This window comes from Planococcus daihaiensis, from assembly GCF_049262615.1.
GTDB lineage: Bacteria > Bacillota > Bacilli > Bacillales_A > Planococcaceae > Planococcus.
Genome location: NZ_CP175504.1, coordinates 3,070,905 through 3,088,515, shown reverse-complemented (window position 1 = coordinate 3,088,515; position 17,611 = coordinate 3,070,905). Strand labels below are relative to the sequence as shown.

The 17,611-nt window shown below is 49.8% G+C and carries 13 protein-coding genes, 1 other RNA gene and 1 other annotated feature; of the genes, 2 read left to right on the top strand and 12 right to left on the bottom strand.

Going from position 1 to position 17,611, the window contains the following annotated elements:
- Window positions 1-3 precede the first annotated feature (3 nt).
- Window positions 4-1,137 carry a cysteine desulfurase family protein gene (locus DHX103_RS15335; protein WP_422123087.1) on the bottom strand — a complete coding sequence of 378 codons (1,134 nt, stop codon included), beginning with the start codon at window positions 1,135-1,137 and terminating at the stop codon, window positions 4-6.
- A gap of 13 nt (window positions 1,138-1,150) precedes the next feature.
- Window positions 1,151-1,567, bottom strand: a complete 417-nt coding sequence (cymR, locus tag DHX103_RS15330; protein ID WP_144839102.1) for a cysteine metabolism transcriptional regulator CymR — start codon at window positions 1,565-1,567, stop codon at window positions 1,151-1,153.
- Between the two features lie 132 nt (window positions 1,568-1,699).
- Between cymR and DHX103_RS15325 the strand changes: the two genes are divergently transcribed.
- Window positions 1,700-2,989, top strand: coding sequence for a replication-associated recombination protein A (locus DHX103_RS15325; RefSeq protein ID WP_422123086.1), 1,290 nt, complete (start codon window positions 1,700-1,702; stop codon window positions 2,987-2,989).
- A 359-nt stretch (window positions 2,990-3,348) separates the two neighbouring features.
- Here the strand turns inward: DHX103_RS15325 and DHX103_RS15320 are convergent, their stop codons facing one another.
- From DHX103_RS15320 to hisS, 4 genes are all read right to left on the bottom strand, one after another.
- Window positions 3,349-4,113: a tRNA threonylcarbamoyladenosine dehydratase gene (locus DHX103_RS15320; RefSeq protein ID WP_422123085.1), complete on the bottom strand. Its 765-nt coding sequence runs from the start codon at window positions 4,111-4,113 to the stop codon at window positions 3,349-3,351.
- Between the two features lie 113 nt (window positions 4,114-4,226).
- Window positions 4,227-4,410, bottom strand: a non-coding RNA gene (gene ssrS, locus DHX103_RS15315) — 6S RNA.
- Between the two features lie 45 nt (window positions 4,411-4,455).
- Window positions 4,456-6,240 (bottom strand): aspartate--tRNA ligase, encoded by a 1,785-nt coding sequence (gene aspS / locus DHX103_RS15310; protein WP_422123084.1) that lies wholly within the window; start codon window positions 6,238-6,240, stop codon window positions 4,456-4,458.
- A gap of 56 nt (window positions 6,241-6,296) precedes the next feature.
- Window positions 6,297-7,571, bottom strand: coding sequence for a histidine--tRNA ligase (gene hisS, locus DHX103_RS15305; protein WP_422123083.1), 1,275 nt, complete (start codon window positions 7,569-7,571; stop codon window positions 6,297-6,299).
- A gap of 52 nt (window positions 7,572-7,623) precedes the next feature.
- Window positions 7,624-7,872, bottom strand: a binding site (T-box leader).
- Between the two features lie 113 nt (window positions 7,873-7,985).
- Here hisS and DHX103_RS15300 point away from each other — a divergent pair.
- The gene (locus DHX103_RS15300) at window positions 7,986-9,521 is read left to right on the top strand and encodes an SH3 domain-containing protein (RefSeq protein WP_422123082.1); all 1,536 of its coding nucleotides are present in this window, start codon (window positions 7,986-7,988) and stop codon (window positions 9,519-9,521) included.
- 268 nt (window positions 9,522-9,789) lie between these two features.
- Here DHX103_RS15300 and dtd read toward each other — a convergent pair whose 3' ends face one another.
- From dtd to DHX103_RS15270, 6 genes are all read right to left on the bottom strand, one after another.
- Window positions 9,790-10,230, bottom strand: coding sequence for a D-aminoacyl-tRNA deacylase (dtd, locus tag DHX103_RS15295; RefSeq protein WP_422123081.1), 441 nt, complete (start codon window positions 10,228-10,230; stop codon window positions 9,790-9,792).
- A 9-nt stretch (window positions 10,231-10,239) separates the two neighbouring features.
- A complete protein-coding gene (locus DHX103_RS15290) occupies window positions 10,240-12,432 on the bottom strand; it encodes a RelA/SpoT family protein (protein WP_422123080.1) in 2,193 nt (730 codons plus the stop codon).
- Between the two features lie 164 nt (window positions 12,433-12,596).
- The gene (locus DHX103_RS15285) at window positions 12,597-14,138 is read right to left on the bottom strand and encodes a glycosyl hydrolase family 28-related protein (RefSeq protein WP_422123079.1); all 1,542 of its coding nucleotides are present in this window, start codon (window positions 14,136-14,138) and stop codon (window positions 12,597-12,599) included.
- Between the two features lie 125 nt (window positions 14,139-14,263).
- On the bottom strand, window positions 14,264-14,776 hold the full coding sequence (locus DHX103_RS15280) for an adenine phosphoribosyltransferase (RefSeq protein ID WP_422123078.1): 513 nt from the start codon (window positions 14,774-14,776) through the stop codon (window positions 14,264-14,266).
- Entirely contained in the window at window positions 14,767-17,109 is a 2,343-nt protein-coding gene (gene recJ, locus DHX103_RS15275) for a single-stranded-DNA-specific exonuclease RecJ (protein WP_422123077.1), read from the bottom strand. Before recJ ends, DHX103_RS15280 begins: the two co-directional genes overlap by 10 nt.
- Window positions 17,110-17,194: 85 nt before the next feature.
- The gene (locus DHX103_RS15270; RefSeq protein WP_422123076.1) at window positions 17,195-17,584 is read right to left on the bottom strand and encodes a LapA family protein; all 390 of its coding nucleotides are present in this window, start codon (window positions 17,582-17,584) and stop codon (window positions 17,195-17,197) included.
- Between the last annotated feature and the right edge of the window lie 27 nt (window positions 17,585-17,611).

Below are 17,611 nucleotides of genomic sequence, written 5' to 3'. Positions count from 1 at the left end.
TTTTCACTTTAGCGCCAGGCGCTTGCTGATTTGGGCTGTTTTTTCAGCCGCTTGTCGGACTTGTTGTTCGGTCAGTCCGTGACCAAAACTGAAGCGGATCGAATTGCGGACCTCTTCCGCCTGTTCTCCGTACATCGCCACCAAAACATGGGACGGATCGATTGAACCTGCTGTGCAGGCCGATCCACTTGATGCGGAAATGCCGGCAAGATCGAGGTTCACGAGAAACGATTCGATTTCAATTCCTTGGATGCTCAAGTTGAGAATATGCGGCATTTGGTGCGCGCCGTTCTCTTTATAGCTTACGCCCGCGTTGTCGAGCGTCTCTTTGAAAATTCGTTTGAATTGCTCGAAGCTGTTCGTTTTTTGCTCCATCGCACCGAGCGATAATGAGACAGCCTTTGCAAATGCGCTGATTGCCGGCACGTTTTCCGTTCCTGCGCGGCGTTTGCGTTCCTGCTCTCCGCCAAAACTGAGCGGTGCCAGTTCGACGCCTTTGCGCTGGTACAAAAACCCGACGCCTTTTGGCCCGTTCAGCTTATGCGCCGATACGGACAGTAAGTCGACTTTCAATTCCTTGACATCAATCGGTAACACGCCGAAAGCCTGGACCGCGTCGGTATGGAAAACCGTTTCCGTCTCTTCCAATAGCGCACCGATTTCAGCAATCGGCTGCAAGCTCCCGACTTCATTGTTGCCGAGCATGATCGTCACAAGAATTGTATCGTCTCTGAGCGCGCTTTTCACGTCATCTGCCTGCACGAGCCCATCGCTTCCAACAGGTAAGTACGTAACTTCATAGCCGTCGCGCTCCAGTTTCTGGCAGGCATGAAGCACTGCGTGATGCTCGATTTGTGATGTGATGATATGTTTGCCGCTCTTTTTCAATGCCATGCCGAAAATGGCAAGATTATCCGATTCTGTTCCGCCGCTGGTGAAAATGATTTCCGGATCATTGGCATTGATGCTCTTTGCAAGCATGCTGCGGGCTTCATCCAGCACTTTCCGGGCATCGCGGCCGGTGCCGTGGATGCTCGAAGGGTTGCCGTAGATTTCCGCTAAATGTTTTGAAAACAATTCGACCACTTCCGGATGCATCGGAGAAGTGGCCGCATGGTCAAGATAAATTCGATTCATCGTTTTAACTCCTTTATATATAGAACATATAATTTTCGGTCGTTGATTCCTGCTGATTGGCCAGATCTTCGATTGTTGTCGTATCCAGCACATTTTTCACGGCATCGCGAATGCGGATCCACAATTCGCGCTGCGGCTGCGCTTCATCTTCAATGCCTTCAACCGGCTGAATTGGCCCTTCCAGTACACGGATCACGTCGCCCGCTGAAATTTCCCTCGGATGGCGTGCCAGCATATAGCCGCCGTAAGCGCCGCGTACACTCTTCACCAATCCGGCATTGCGTAGCGGTGCCACCAATTGCTCCAGATAAGCTTCGGAAAGATCGTGCTCCGCTGCAATCTTGCGAAGCGGCATCGGGCCTTCCCCGTATTCTTTGCCCAACGCGATGATAATCGTCAAGCCGTATCGTCCTTTAGTCGAAATTTTCATATATACACCTCTGAGTCAGATTCCATTTATCTTCAAAACAGTATAGCATAAATCAGGCCCTATGGACTTGCAATGACTTTTGAAACGTGTCGCGATATACTGATGAAGTGATGTACGAGAGGAGTTTTTTCATTGCACAATGAACCTTTGGCTTTTCGCATGCGGCCGCGCACCATCGACGAAGTTGTCGGACAGCGCGATGTAATCGGACCGCATACCGCTTTATATAAAATGATTCAAAACGGCCACGTGCCATCCATGCTGCTTTACGGCGAACCGGGAATCGGCAAGACGTCGATCGCCCACGCCATTGCCGGCACCTCGAATTTGCCGTTCATCGCTTTGAACGCGACCACTTCCGGCAAAAAAGATGTCGAAGACGTTGTGAAGGAATCGCGCGTCACCGGCAAAGTCCTTCTCTTCCTGGATGAAATCCACCGCTTCAATAAACTCCAGCAGGATGCACTGTTGCCGCATGTTGAAAGCGGCTCAATCGTCCTGATCGGTGCAACGACGGAGAATCCGTTTCATGATGTCAACCCGGCCATCCGCTCCCGCTGCGGCGAAATCAAACAATTAAAACGCCTGACCCACGAAGACATCGTTTCTTTATTGCAGTCGGCATTGGAAGATCCCAAACGCGGACTGGGCCGTGAAGAAATTGTGATTTCGCCGGCTCAGGTCGAACGCATCGCGGAAGGCACGAATGGAGATGCGCGCAAAGCGCTGACGATGCTCGAATCAATTGTCATCGCATCGGATGAAGAAGACGGCAAGTATCTTGTCGAAGACCAGATGATCGAACAAATGATCAAACGAGTCGGCGTGTTCGGCGATAAAAAAGGCTCCCATTTCTTTAATCTATTGTCGGCGCTCCAAAAATCCGTTCGCGGCAGCGACATCAACGCGGCGATGTATTACCTTGCACACCTGCTGGAGAACGGTGACTTGACGGCTGTCACCCGCCGTCTGCTCGTGATGGCTTATGAAGACATCGGCCTCGCCAACCCGGCTGTCGGCCCGCATGTGCTGGCCGCGTGCCAGGCAGCGGATCGCCTCGGGTTGCCGGAAGCGCGCATACCACTGGCGCAGGCCGTTGCTGAAATGTGCCTGTCCGAAAAATCCAATTCGGCTTATAAAGCGATTGATGCAGCTTCGGCCGCCATCAATAAAGGCTTGACCGGCGACATTCCGATGCACTTGCGCGACACGCATTACGCCGGCAGCGCCGAACTTGGTCACGGCGGTTATCAATATCCGCACGATACCCCGATCGGTTCGTTCGGCGGCTGGGCCGATCAGGATTACTTGCCTAAAGAGCTGCAGAAGACCGAATTCTACAAACCGGTCATTGCCGGTGAAGAGAAAAAATTCGCGGGCATTTATGAAAAGTTGAAATCGTTTCGGAAAAATAAAAAATAAGTGTATTTTGAATGGCCATTCCTTTTGGAGTGGTCATTTTTTGATGGAACCCCAATGCTTTGAAGATTATTCTTGATATTGTCTGAGTAATAAAGAGAAATACACTGCTAGCTCCTGAAAAAAATCGTGGATTTTCGTTGCATAAGCCATTATTAGTAGTTGTGTGCGTTCCAATATTTTTGTGGGCGATTAGATTAATTTGCGGGCGTTCATGAAAATTTGTGGGCGATTAAAAATATTTGCGGGCGATTAGAAACTTTTATGGGCGTTCCGCATTTTTCATTGTCTTTGAGACTGAACTTTTTTGATTTCCAAAAGTCCATAAAAAACCCGACTCATTCAAAATGAGCCGGGTTTTTTTAATTAGTACGAACACGATTGATCGGAATCGACGATGTAATATCATTTACCACCCAGCTGGCGCAGATCAAGCCGACTGTCGAAGGGGCAAAGGCATTGGAAGATGGCGGCATTTTCGCTTTGCGGATGGCGGCATCCGGTTTGCCGACGTTTTCCACCACATCTTCCCGGACAATAATCGGGCTTTCGTCTGAAAAAACCACCGGAATTCCTTTGCGGATTCCTGCCTGGCGCAATTTCTTGCGGATGATTTTTGCCAGCGGATCGGTATGCGTTTTCGAAATATCCGCTATTTTGAAACGGGTGGGATCGGTTTTATTGGCGGCGCCCATACTTGAAATGATTTTGATGCCGCGCCGATGGCATTCTTGCATCAGGTGCACTTTGTAAACCATAGTATCGGATGCATCAATGACATAATCTGGGTTGTAGCTGAAAAACTCCTCGAATGTATCTTCTGTATAGAACATATGCATATCGATAACTTCACAATCTACATTTATATCAGCGATCCGGTTTTTCATGACGGCACTTTTCGATTGTCCAATTGTGGACAGATTGGCCACCAGCTGCCGGTTGACGTTGGTGATGTCGACATTGTCCTTGTCGACGAGAATGATGCGGCCGACACCGCTTCTTGCACAGGCTTCAGCTGCGAATGAACCGACGCCTCCGACGCCGAGAATTGCCACTGTTGAATCTTTCAACATTTCGATTCCTTCTTTGCCTACTGCCAGTTCGTTTCGTGAAAATTGATGTAACATAGTTTTCCTGCCTCTCAATGTTGATTAACTTAGTTGGTTTTAACCTATTTGAAATTATACACATATAAAAACCCTCCAGCAAATAGCTGAAGGGGTTAATAGTAAGTTTAAGTGAGAATCCCAATCGTGCCGTCATTGAGTTGCATATCGTTTTTGAACCCGCTTCTAGCAGGTGGGTGACCTCTTCACCGCTTATAACTTCCGGTTAAGGCATGTTAGCCACGTTGAAATCTGGTCTCCCGACGACAAAATGTTGGGTCAAAACTGAATTGCCTGTAACGAACACATCAGGATTCTCTACTAAGATTATATTAGCACACGCCGCAAGATTCTACAACCGATTTAGTCTAGCACTTTTGAATTATTCTGAACATTCAGCACTAGGCTCAATTCATCAAGCTGATCTTGTGCAACCGGACTTGGTGCATTTGTCAACAGGTCGCTGGCACTGGCTGTCTTTGGAAATGCAATAGTATCGCGAAGGTTTGTTCGTCCTGCCAACAGCATCACGAGACGGTCCAATCCAAAAGCAATGCCCCCGTGTGGCGGCGTTCCATATTCGAATGCATCCATCAGGAATCCGAATTGTGAACGTGCTTCCTCTTCAGTGAATCCGAGAACTTCGAACATTTTCTCCTGGATGTCACGGCGGTAAATCCGCGCCGATCCGCCGCCCAGCTCAAAACCGTTCAATACCAGGTCATAGGCCTGCGCGCGGACATTTTGTGGGTCAGTGGACAATTTATCGATGTCTTCTTCATACGGCATCGTGAATGGATGGTGCGCTGCGTAATAGCGCCCTTCTTTGTCATCGTATTCAAACAGCGGCCAGTCGGTAATCCACAGGAATTTATAAACCGATTCATCGATCAACCCAAGCTCCTTGCCGAATTTCATGCGAAGAGCTCCCAGTGCATCTGCCACGACCGATTTTTTATCAGCGACAAACAGCAGTAAATCTCCCGCTTCAGCATCAGCTGCGCCAATCAAAGATTCAGCCGCTTCGCCTTCGAAGAATTTGGCAATCGGCCCTTTGACGCCGTCCTCTTCAACTTTCAGCCATGCAAGACCTTTCGCTCCGTAGCGTCCGGCAAATTCACCGAGTGCATCGATGTCTTTGCGCGAATAGTTCGCTGCCTGGCCTTTGACGTTGATCAATTTCACCTGGCCGCCGTTTTCAACTGCGCCGGCAAAAACTTTAAACGAAGAATCCTTCACCAAGTCTGATACATTCACCAGTTCCAGGCCAAAACGGACATCCGGTTTATCCGAACCGAAACGATCCATCGCTTCCGTGTATTCCATGCGCTCGAATTTCGGATCGATTTCAATGCCTTTGACTTCTTTCATCATTTGCACCATCAAGCGTTCATTCATTTCCAGAATATCTTCCATCGTCTGGAAACTCATTTCCATATCGATTTGGGTGAATTCCGGCTGGCGGTCTGCACGCAAATCTTCATCACGGAAACAGCGTGCGATTTGGTAATATTTGTCAAAACCTGATACCATCAGCATTTGCTTGAACAATTGTGGAGATTGCGGCAACGCGTAGAATTCCCCGTCATGCACGCGGCTCGGCACCAGATAATCCCGTGCGCCTTCCGGAGTTGATTTCGTCAGAATTGGTGTTTCAACTTCCAGGAAGCCTTCGTCATCAAGGAAACGGCGGACGGATTTTGTGACTTCCGAACGCATTTTGAACGTTTCATACATTTCCGGGCGGCGAAGGTCCAAATAACGGTATTTCAGACGGAGGTCTTCACTGACATCTGTATTGTCTTCAATCGCGAATGGCGGGTTTTTGGCAGCGTTGATAATGCTTGCCGAATCCACCTGAATTTCGATTTTACCGGTTTTCAATGATGAGTTGATCTGCCCCTCCGCACGTTCTACGACCAATCCTTCGATATGGACAACGAATTCATTGCGCAGCTTTTCGCCGATTTCAACAGTTTCCATTGAAATTTTGGGATTAAAGACGGCTTGTACAATACCCGAACGGTCACGGACATCAACAAATATCAAGCCACCCAAGTCTCTGCGTTTCTGGACCCACCCTTTGATGGAAACCCGTTGGCCGATAGCCGTTTCATTCACTTCACCACAATAATGCGTTCTTGTCATACTAACTCCTCCAATTGTTTCTTCACATTTTTCTTCTATATAAATAAAGCGAAATATTATTTATTACTTAATATCGCTCCTGCAATCGCTTCAAAAGCCAGCTCCTGCTGCTCGCCGGTTGCCATGGTTTTCAGGGCCACTTTGCCGCTTTCGAGTTCGGTTTCGCCGATGACGATGACATATGCGGCGTGTTTGCGGTCCGCTGATTTCATCTGCGCTTTGACTTTGCGGCCGTTGAAATCCATATCGGCAGAAATGCCTTTCGCGCGCAGGTCCCGCACCACCGTGAATGCTTTTTGCTTCGTCGATTCGTCCATCGCCACTACGTAAACGTCAAGGTCTGCCGATTGGCCGATCTCCACCTTTTCCATTTCGAGTGCCAATAGCAGGCGCTCGATGCTCATGGCAAATCCGATGCCCGGTGATTCCGGTCCGCCGAGGTCTTCGACAAGGCCGTTGTAGCGGCCGCCGCCGCAAAGCGTCGTGATGGCGCCGAAACCTTCCGCGTCGCTCATGATTTCAAAAGCGGTGTGATTGTAATAATCAAGGCCGCGCACCAGATTCGGATCGACGACGTACTCGATGCCCAGTGCTTCAAGATAGCCTTTGACACCATCGAAATAGGCCTGCGATTCTTCATTGAGGAAATCTGCCAAAGAAGGCGCCGTGCCCATCAATTCGTGGTCGCGGTCCACTTTGCAGTCAAGAATGCGCAGCGGATTTTTCGTCAGGCGCTCCTGGCAATCGCTGCAAAATTCATTGATTCTTGGTTCAAAATGCTGGATCAACGCTTCTTTGTGCGCGATGCGGCTGTCTGTATCGCCGAGCGAATTAATGACGAGACGCAGCTGTTTCAACCCGACTGAACGGTACACTTCCATGGCGAGTGAAATCACTTCCGCGTCGATCGCAGGATCTTTCGAGCCGATTGCTTCCACACCGAACTGGACGAATTGGCGCATGCGCCCTGCCTGTGGGCGTTCGTAACGGAACATTGGCCCCATATAGGACAGTTTGACCGGTTGATCCGGCAAACCGAATAATTTATTTTCAACATAAGATCGAACGACTGATGCTGTGCCTTCCGGACGCAGCGTCAGCGAACGGTCGCCGCGGTCCTGGAACGTGTACATTTCTTTCTGGACGATATCGGTCGTATCGCCGACACCGCGCTGGAACAATTCCGTGTGCTCAAAGATCGGCGTCCGGATTTCTTTGTATTGGTAAAGTCTGCAAAGCTCATTTATTTGCTGTTCCACTTCCTGCCATTTGGCGGATTGGTCCGGCAGCACATCATAGGTGCCGCGCGGTAATTGGATATTCTTGCCCATGTTCAACACTCCTCTTTTTTTCCATACAAAAAAGCCCCCGCCCCTTGCTTGCGCAAGGGACGAGAGCTTGTATTCAAGCTTCCGCGGTTCCACCCTAGTTGATGCGAAAAAAATCGCACCCTCTCTTTCCCGGATAACGGCCGGTTCCGTCCCTTCCTAATGGATGCCTGTTCGGACATCGTTCAGAAAGGAGCCTCATAAGTGTTTTTCACCACATATTTCTGCAGGGAAGTTTGCAGCCTGGGACTTCCCCTCTCTTATCAGCCAATCATGCGGTTACTTTCTTCTTCAACGGCGTGTTGTTTCATATAATAAGCTTAATCTTAAATTTTCCCATCCTCATTGTCAACCTTTTTCACATTTCGGTTCATTAATTTGCTAAAATAAAAACAACATCTTAAGAGGAGGTGCTATATGAATCGAAAGTCCATAATTACATACATAATCACGATCCTATTGATTGCACAGGCTTTGCCATTCGGCGAGATTTCGACTGTCTCCGCGAATAACAGCGGAATCGAAGTGTCGGAAGCATCCATCAACGTCCGGAGCGGACCGGGCCTGTCTTACCCTGTGATCGCTTCGATGAAAAAAGGGGACGCTGTCGAAGTAGTGTCGAAAAGCGGTGACTGGATCGAAGTTGCCATCTCCGGCGAAACCGGCTGGATTGCCTCCTGGCTGACGAAAAGTTCTGCAGTTGCTGAAACGGCTTCAAGCAAAACTGCGGTATCTTCGGTAAATCGCTTGAACGTGCGGGCGCAGCCAAATCTGTCCGCGTCGGTGCTGACCCAGATGAACGCCGGTGAACAGGCCAGCATTTTGAGTGATTCAACCGATTGGGTCGAAGTGGAATTCCGTGGCAACCGCGGATTTGTCTCGAAACAATACATAAGCATCAACGACAATTCGACTGCGAACCCTGCCCCAGCGGCAAGCGACGTCTCTTCCATTGAAATTGCTGTGGACGCGCTGAATGTCCGCAAAAAAGCAGATCTGAGCTCATCGAAACAAGGCATCGTTAAAAAAGGGGAAATTTATCCGGTGCTCGAACTTGCAGGCAATTGGGTGAAAATTCAATTGGATGGCAATAAAGCCGGCTGGGTCTATTCTTTCTATGGTCACCTTTCCAATGAAACGGTCGAGAAAAAAACCGACAGCAGCGTTGAAACGGTAACGGTCCAAACGAATGGCACAAACATTCGGACACAAGCCACGACTTCTGCTGAAGTGGCCGCTCGCGCCAATGCAGGCGACCAATTGACCGTCACGGCGAAACAAGGCGATTGGTATCAAGTTGCTCTTTCGGGCGGCGGAACCGGTTTTATTGCCTCGTGGGTAGTGGTTGCCGGAGCACAGGAAGTTGCTGAAGAAGAACAGCAGCCGCCACGCAAAAAAGGCACGCTGAACGGCCTGACGATTGTTCTCGATCCGGGCCACGGCGGCAATGACGGCGGCACAGTTGGCGCCCGCAAAACGGAAGAAAAAGGGTTGACGCTGAAAACAGCCGAGCTGCTGTCGCAGCATCTGCAGGCAGCCGGTGCAGAAGTGCATATGACACGCCAATCGGATGTTTATGTCGACCTTCGGAAACGTGTGGCAGAAGCACATAATGCAGCAGCTGATGCTTTTATCAGCATCCATTATGATGCCACGGAAGACAATAGCGTTTCCGGTTTCACCTCCTATTATACGCACGGCTTCCAAAAGGAACTCGCCAGCTATCTGAACGCCGGCCTTGGCAATAAGCTGACGATCCGCGACCGCGGCGTGCAGCCGGGCAATTACCTGGTGCTCCGCGAAAATCGCCAGGCAGCAGTGCTGGTCGAACTCGGATTCCTGAGCAATTATAACGAAGAACGCCTGATCTCTTCCGCACAATTCCGCGAACAGGCGGCGTTGGGCTTGTACCAGGGAACGATCAATTATTTTGATGCACAATTAGGGAAATAAAAAGAAGCTGTCCTCTGTGGGCAGCTTCTTTTTCTGTTCTGTCTGAGAAATAAAATCTATGCGTTCTTTATTGGTAATATTATGCATATTTATTTCATCAGTTGCGCGATTTAGACATTTAGTTGCAGAAATTGGCCAATTAGTTGCGGTTAACTTCCGATTAGTTGCGGTTACATTCGATTTAGTTGCGCTTAGCAATAAACACCATAAAACGTCCCTAATTTAAAAAACGGCGACGCGGAATTCTCCGCATCGCCGTTCCCCTAAATCATTTCGACTCCACAATCATCGTCACCGGTCCGTCGTTCACCAGTTCGACGTCCATCATGGCGCCAAAGACGCCTTCTTCCACTGTTAATCCTTCGTTTCGCAATACTTCATTGAAATAATGCCATAAAGGTTCGGCGTGGTCCGGACGGGCGGCTTCGACAAAACTTGGGCGCCGGCCTTTGCGGATATTGCCGTATAACGTGAATTGGGAGATGGACAGGATGTCGCCGCCGTTTTCGTAAATTGAACGGTTCATCTTGCCGTCTTCGTCTTCGAACAGCCGCATTTGCGCGATTTTCCGTGCACAGTAATCGGCGTCTTCTTTGGTATCTTCATGTGTGATTCCGACGAGCAGCACATAACCGGAAGAAATCTCTCCGGTGATGCTGCCATCGACGGTCACAGATGCTCGTTTGCTGCGTTGAAGTATGACTCGCATAGCTCCTCCTTAATTCGTGACACGTGTTACCGAATAGACATCCGGCAGCTGCTTGATCCGCTCCACTACTCGGTTCAGATGGGTGATATGCGGAATCATGATCGACAGATTGATGATCGCAATTTTATTGTTGTCGGCGCGGCCGCTGACGGCTACGATCGTCGTCTTGGTTTCGCTGACCATATGCATCACTTCGTTGATCAGGCCGGTGCGGTCATAGGCCTGCACTTCGATATCGATCTGATAAGCTTTATTGTCCGGCGTTTCGCCATCTTCCCATTCAACCGGAATGAGGCGGTCGTGTTCGTTCGCCTGGACGTTCGGACAGTCGGCACGGTGGACGGAAACGCCGCGGCCTTTGGTAATAAAACCGATGATCGCGTCACCCGGCACCGGGTTGCAGCATTTCGACAGCCGAATCATCATATTATCGATGCCGCGGACAATGACACCGGATTCGGTCTGTTTGCGCGGCTGGTTCGATTTCATCTCGACGGTGATCTTTTCGAGTGCCTCTTGCTGCTCACGTTTTTTCCGTTCTTTTTCGGCGAGGCGATTGACGACCTGCTGTGCGGTAATGCCGGTGAATCCGACAGCCGCGTACATATCATCTTCCCCGGCGAAATTGAATTTTTCGCAGACGCGTTTGATGTTTTCATTGGTCAGAATTTCTTTCGGCACAAAATCCTGTGCTTTGATTTCGCGTTCGATCATTTCTTTGCCTTTTTGGACATTGTCTTCGCGCAATTGCTTTTTGAAGAAATGGCGAATTTTATTTTTGGCCTGTGTGGATTTGGCAATTTTCAGCCAGTCACGGCTTGGGCCGAATGATTGTTTGGACGTCAGAATTTCGACGATATCGCCTGTGTTCAATTGTGTATCGAGCGGCACCATCTTGCCGTTCACTTTGGCGCCGATCGTTTTATTGCCGATTTCGGAATGCACGCGGTAAGCAAAATCGATTGGGCAGGAGCCTGATGGCATCTCGATGACATCGCCTTTTGGCGAGAACACGTATACCATATCGGAAAACAAGTCGAATTTAAGCGACTCCATGAATTCTTCGGCATTGTCTGATTCGTTCTGGAAATCAAGGATTTCGCGGAACCAGGACAGGCGGGAATCGACGGAGCTGATCGGTTTGTCTGATGTTTTACCTTCTTTATAAACCCAATGCGCGGCTACACCGTATTCAGCGATGCGGTGCATTTCTTCTGTTCGGATCTGCACTTCAAGCGGATCGCCCTGCGGCCCGATGACAGTAGTATGCAGGGATTGATAAAGATTTTGTTTCGGCATCGCGATGTAATCTTTGAAACGGCCCGGCATCGGTTTCCAGGTGGAATGGATGATGCCCAGCACCGCGTAGCAATCCTTGATGCTTTCAACCGTAATGCGGACTGCCAATAAATCATAAATTTCGTTGAATTGCTTGTTTTGCATCGCCATTTTTTTGTAGATGCTGTAAATATGTTTTGGACGCCCGAATAGATCCGCTTTGATATCAACATCTTCCAGTTGAACGCGGATTTCATTCATTACATCATTAAGATATTCTTCACGCTCGGTGCGCTTTTTCTTCATCAAGTTGACGATGCGGTAATATTGCTGCGGATTCAAATAACGGAGAGCGGTGTCTTCGAGTTCCCATTTGATGGTATTGATACCAAGCCGATGGGCAATCGGTGCGAAGATTTCCAGTGTTTCATTTGCCTTGATGCGCTGCTTATCCACCGTCTGGTATTTCAACGTGCGGAGATTATGCAGGCGATCAGCCAGTTTGATCAAAATGACGCGGATATCCTGTGCCATGGCCACGAACATTTTGCGATGATTTTCCGCTTGCTGTTCTTCTTTGGACATGTATTTGATTTTGCTGAGTTTCGTCACGCCATCGACCAGCAACGCGACTTCCTCGTCGAAATCACGGACGATATCTTCCCGGCTGACATCTGTATCCTCTACGACGTCATGCAAAAAGCCCGCTGCCACTGTAGCGGGGTCCATTTCCAGTTCTGCGAGAATTCCCGCCACCTGAACCGGATGGACAATATAAGGTTCCCCGGATTTGCGGAATTGTCCCATATGGGCATCATATGCCACCTGATATGCTCTTCGGATGATTTCAACGTTTTCTTTGTTCATATACGAAGCAACAGTATCAAATACATCTTCAGCTGTTTTTACTTGATCTTTCGCCATAATTGCCCACCTTGCTCCTCTTTTTTCGAAAAGTATATCTATATATTATAGAAAACATTAGGGCGAATTGTAAAGCTTGGTTCACTATTTCCCCGCAAATGTTTTTCCGCCTCACAGTAACTGGTAAATTTGGAATGTTAAATGGTTAATGAAAAGATAAATTATTATTCCAATCTTATCATATTCTCCATTTTGATGGAGGAAACGTCTTGCCCGCAGTCTATCCCCATTGGTGAAGAGTTTCGGGAAATAATGTTTCTGAGGAGCACATGGCGCACGTTCTTCTGCCCGGTGGCCACCGACAAATCCGTGGAGCAACTTCCAAAGCCCTGGATGTGGCCATTCGCCAATGCCACATTTTGCGCACGAAATTGAATGGACGCCACCGGCTGATTTTTATAATCGTAGCCGGGATCGCCTGCGAATAAAAACTGATTGACCGCGACATTGCGGTAACCGGATACCACCAGCGCACGCGGCGAGGAGTTTCGATACAATTCCGACCGCACCGGGTGGATGGCCACCAGCTTTTGCGCGCTGATATTGAAGGCAGACCGGGATTCTGCGTCTCCCGGATGATGGTGGCCGATATGGCGGAAATTGAATGCCCGGTTGTCATTCACCGAAAGATGGCCCGAGATATGAACACCGGACGCAGCGGAAGATGTGTCGTGTGCTTTTATTTCCACGCCGCCAAAACAGCGGCTGCTCGAATTATCGGCGAGCCAGACATTGGTCGAGCCGTCATCGATTTCAAACCCGTTTGAATTGGCGAAACCTGCCCTGTGCGAACGGCCGCTCGGATCGCGGAAATGGCTGTTCGAGATGAAAATATGGTCGCTGTGATGCGTCGTTACCCCATCGTCGCCAAAACCCGAACCGGTGACACGGTCGAGCCAGATGAAACTGCTGCCCCCTTTCGCTTTGGTGCCGTCCCCCGCATAACTATAGAACGAAGACGAAATATCAAAACAATGAAGCCCGGGATTGATGGCGTCGACATCTTTCACCCAGCCGAATCGGACCTTGGCAAACGTCAAACAGCTCGACAGATTATTGCCGCTCGCTGTTTTTGTGTGCACAGGCAGCCGCTCCACATTCCAATCAAGTGTCAGCCCCTCCACCGAAATATGGCTGTTGCCTTTAAAGGGGTTCCGATTGGCGAGGAGCGTCCGGCGCTTTGGCGCTTTTTCATGCAGCCTGATGATCGTTTTCCCCGTGCCCGCTCCGATCAGCCGCGTCCAGGACGGCAGCTTCAATCCTCTGACGACGTAGACTCCTTCCGGCACAAAGACCACATTGCCGCCGCTGCCGAACGCTTTTGTGAAAGCTGCCGTCGAATCTGTGCGGCCGTCTCCGCGCGCGCCGAAATCGGTGACCGACACGGCCGTTGTATTGAGCTCTTTCAGCCTGGCATATTCGCGATCCAATTCTTTTTTCCAATTCGGGAAAATGTTATCATCTTCCACTTCAAAGCCGATATTCTTGTTGTCCGGGGCTGTGAATTTCGTGGAAATTGGCGACCAGATCCCTTCCTTTATTGTCCGGCGCGTTTTTTCAGGACCCGCCTCGACCGGTTTTCTGATCTCGTTGAATACCCGCTGCGTCTCCCGCGTGATTTCTTCCAGCCTGCCGCCGGACCCTAGCAGCATATCGATCAGCCGGCTATTATTTATCGGATGATGATTGTTGTCCCATTTAAACATGCGAACACCTCTTACTTTTTTCTTTTTAAATACATACCCGTTGAAGGGTAAATCATTCATTTTCAATTCAACACAAAAAAACAGCCCGAAACGCAAAATGCGCCTCGGGCTGTCTCCATCTTTCATTAATATTGCAAAAGGGTACGGACTTCGTAGCCATTTAGCTTGTCGCGGCCGTCCAAATAAGTCAATTCGATCAGGAATGCACAGCCGACAACGATTCCGCCCAGCTGTTCGACTAGATTGATCGTTGCTTCGATCGTTCCGCCGGTTGCCAGAAGATCGTCGGTGATCAGCACGCGCTGCCCCGGTTTGATGGCATCATTGTGCATCGTCAAAACGTCTTTGCCGTATTCAAGGCCGTATTCCGCACGAATCACTTCGCGGGGCAATTTGCCTTCCTTGCGGACAGGGGCAAAACCGAGTCCAAGCGCGTAAGCCACCGGACAACCGATGATGAATCCGCGGGCTTCAGGGCCGACGATGATATCTGCCTCGACTTGTTTCGCGTATTCAACAATTTGGTCCGTAGCGTATTTATAGGCTGCACCATCATCCATCAAAGAAGTAATATCCTTGAAACGGATGCCTGGTTTCGGCCAATCTTCAACAATCGTAATATACTGTTTTAAATCCATACCTGTTCCTCCTTGGCAGACACTTTCGCATCGAACCACTCTTTTAAGTCTCGATAAGACGCATACAAAAGTTTCTGTTCCAGTGCAATTTGCTGCTCGCGTTTCTTGTAGCTTGGCGCGTCAGCCAAATCACGTTTGCCTGGAGTTTCTGCAATCTCAGTAAGTCCATTGTTAAGTGTAACAAAACCGAGTTCAAAAAACACCTGCAACATGAAAAATAATGAATCCCGGGTCCAGCCTTTATGTTTCGCGAGTTCATCGCTATGTTTCTTGAAATCAAAAGTGCCGCGTTTCTTAATAAAAGCGAACAGCCATTTGAATTGGTCGCGCGTCGGAATCTGCTCGAAATACTGCGATTCCTTGGCATAAAAATGCGCGTAAATCCGTTTCGGGTTAAGGTTCTTCAGCACGGCTTCCAACTGTTCTTCCGATTCAGGCAGATCCAGTAGGACCAAGTGATGCTTGGAACTCTCAAACGCAGCGATATTGTCCGGAGTGTGGATCGGATGCTCGATCAGCGTTTTGAAAACCGCCACCGTTTCCGTATTGAATGCCAGATAAACCTGATCCCGCTCCGGAATCATTTTCGACCAGCGGGATACCTGGCGGATGCCGCGGATATCGAATAATTGCCATTGGTCCGTGCGGATATCTTCTATCAATAATTGCGCTTTTTTGCGACCGTTCCATTCATTGATCTGCAAGTCGCCGATCACATCTATCAAGACATCCGGCGTCAATTGATCGCCGATTTCACCGATGCCGAACCCGACGGCATCGAGCGTTGAGCCACTGGAGGCAAGCTCCACTTTCAAATGATTCTGCGCGGCGCCGATTTTGCGGATGGATGCCACTTTGACGCCTTTGATGTAAAACTTCGGCTTGGCAAAGCCCATGCCGAATGGTGCCAGATAGCGCATCGATTCGATTGTTTCGGTATCGATTTCTTCCAGCTCGACCGGGATGTCGATATTGACGACCGGCATGAGGTCTTCGGCCGACAGACTCGCTTCCGCCTGTTTGTTCAACCGCGTCCGAAGTTCCGCAACATCTGCTGCTTCCAGCGTCATGCCGGCAGCCATCGGGTGTCCCCCGAATGCCGGCAGGATGTCGCGATTTTCCGCCAGTTCGTTATACAAATGAAAGCCTTCGATGCTGCGCGCCGAGCCTTTCGCTTTGCCCGTTTCCGGATCCAACGACAATACGATCGTCGGGCGGTAATATTTCTCGACCAGTTTTGAAGCCACAATCCCGACGACTCCCGGGTTCCAGCCTTCCTGCTCGACAATGATGACGTGCGGCGGGCCGTCCGGATACGCTGCTTCCACTTGCGTAGTCGCTTCTTCCGCGATTTGCTTGACGATTGACTGGCGCTCTTTATTCAGTGCATCAAGACCGTCGGCGAGGGAACGCGCTTCTGCTGGATCTTCCGTCAGCAGCATTGTCACGGCCGGGTCTGCGTCCTGTAGGCGACCGATTGCGTTAATGCGCGGACCGAACATGAAGCCGATCGTTTCTTCATTGATGTCGGATTGTTTGACGCCTGCCACTTCTGCCAGCGCTTCGATTGCAGGGCGCGGTGAATCGCGCAGCGCCTGCAGCCCTTCTTTGACAAAAATGCGGTTTTCGCCGTGCATCGGCACGAGATCCGCAATGGTTCCGATTGCCACAAGTTCCAGCAGATGATCCGGCATTTCTTCATAAAGCGCGTGGGCCATTTTAAAGGCCACGCCAACGCCCGCGAGTTCACCGAATGGATACTCGCCTTCCGGATGGCGCGGGTGGATGATCGCCAGCGCGTTCGGCAGGGTGTCGCCGATATCGTGGTGATCGCTGATGATGACGTCCATGCCCAGACCGACCGCAAAATCGACGGGTTCAACGCCGGAAATGCCGTTATCGACCGTGATGATCAGTTTTGCGCCGTTGTCATGGGCCTGTTGGAACAATTCTTTATTCGGGCCGTAGCCATGTTTAAAACGGTTTGGGATCATGAATGAAACATCCGCTCCCAGATCCTGCAAAACGGTCATCATGACGGCGGTGCTCGTGACACCATCCGCGTCATAATCGCCGTAGACGACAATTTTCTCCTGCGTTTCGACAGCTCTGCGGATGCGCTCCACAGCGATGTCCATATCTTTCATCAAAAATGGATTATGTATGGCAGCAGCGTCCGTCGCCATGAATGCGCGGGCTTCTTCCGCTGTCGCGATGCCCCGCGTTACGAGGATCTTCGCCAGTACGGAAGACAGGGATAATTCCTGCTGAATGTCCCGGACTGCCTGCTCATCGGGCTCTGTCAAACGCCATCTTTTTTTGGATTCTATCATTAACAGTCACTTCCTCACCGCTCTATTATACAAGAAATCACGGCAGACAAAAACCTTTCGGCACATTTGCCGAAAGGTTTCTTGTTTACTGCGAGTTGCGTGTGTCTTCACCGTAAGTTTCCGGACGAGCGTCAGCGGTTTTTTCTTTGCTGGTGACAACTTGTGCATCCGGCACGACACCCGCTTTCTGGTATTCGGCGATTTCATTTTGCTGTGTGGCAATCAACGATTCTTTGACAGCCATTTCTTTCTGCAGCGCTTTAACTTTATGCTGCAGCGTATAGCCGCGTGCAAGAGCAACGACTCCGCTCATCAAGGCTCCGAGAAGTGCGGCAGCCAGAATGACGAGAATCAGCGGAAATTCCGCTTCACCAAACACATAATTGACTGGCACCTCATCCACATTGACTACGGAAAAAACAGCGATGATGATGGCAAAGACAAGTCCAACCAATAATAGCCATTGCGTTTTCAAACTGAACAACTCCTTTCTTTAATTGAA

Excerpts from the sequence above, each read along its gene's own strand:
- DHX103_RS15335 (WP_422123087.1), bottom strand. The coding sequence starts at position 1,137 with ATGAATCGAATTTATCTTGACCATGCGGCCACTTCTCCGATGCATCCG.
- DHX103_RS15285 (WP_422123079.1), bottom strand. The coding sequence starts at position 14,138 with ATGTTTAAATGGGACAACAATCATCATCCGATAAATAATAGCCGGCTG.
- aspS (WP_422123084.1), bottom strand. The coding sequence starts at position 6,240 with ATGACAAGAACGCATTATTGTGGTGAAGTGAATGAAACGGCTATCGGC.
- recJ (WP_422123077.1), bottom strand. The coding sequence starts at position 17,109 with ATGATAGAATCCAAAAAAAGATGGCGTTTGACAGAGCCCGATGAGCAG.
- DHX103_RS15300 (WP_422123082.1), top strand. The coding sequence starts at position 7,986 with ATGAATCGAAAGTCCATAATTACATACATAATCACGATCCTATTGATT.
- dtd (WP_422123081.1), bottom strand. The coding sequence starts at position 10,230 with ATGCGAGTCATACTTCAACGCAGCAAACGAGCATCTGTGACCGTCGAT.
- DHX103_RS15280 (WP_422123078.1), bottom strand. The coding sequence starts at position 14,776 with ATGGATTTAAAACAGTATATTACGATTGTTGAAGATTGGCCGAAACCA.
- cymR (WP_144839102.1), bottom strand. The coding sequence starts at position 1,567 with ATGAAAATTTCGACTAAAGGACGATACGGCTTGACGATTATCATCGCG.
- DHX103_RS15320 (WP_422123085.1), bottom strand. The coding sequence starts at position 4,113 with ATGTTACATCAATTTTCACGAAACGAACTGGCAGTAGGCAAAGAAGGA.
- DHX103_RS15290 (WP_422123080.1), bottom strand. The coding sequence starts at position 12,432 with ATGGCGAAAGATCAAGTAAAAACAGCTGAAGATGTATTTGATACTGTT.
- hisS (WP_422123083.1), bottom strand. The coding sequence starts at position 7,571 with ATGGGCAAGAATATCCAATTACCGCGCGGCACCTATGATGTGCTGCCG.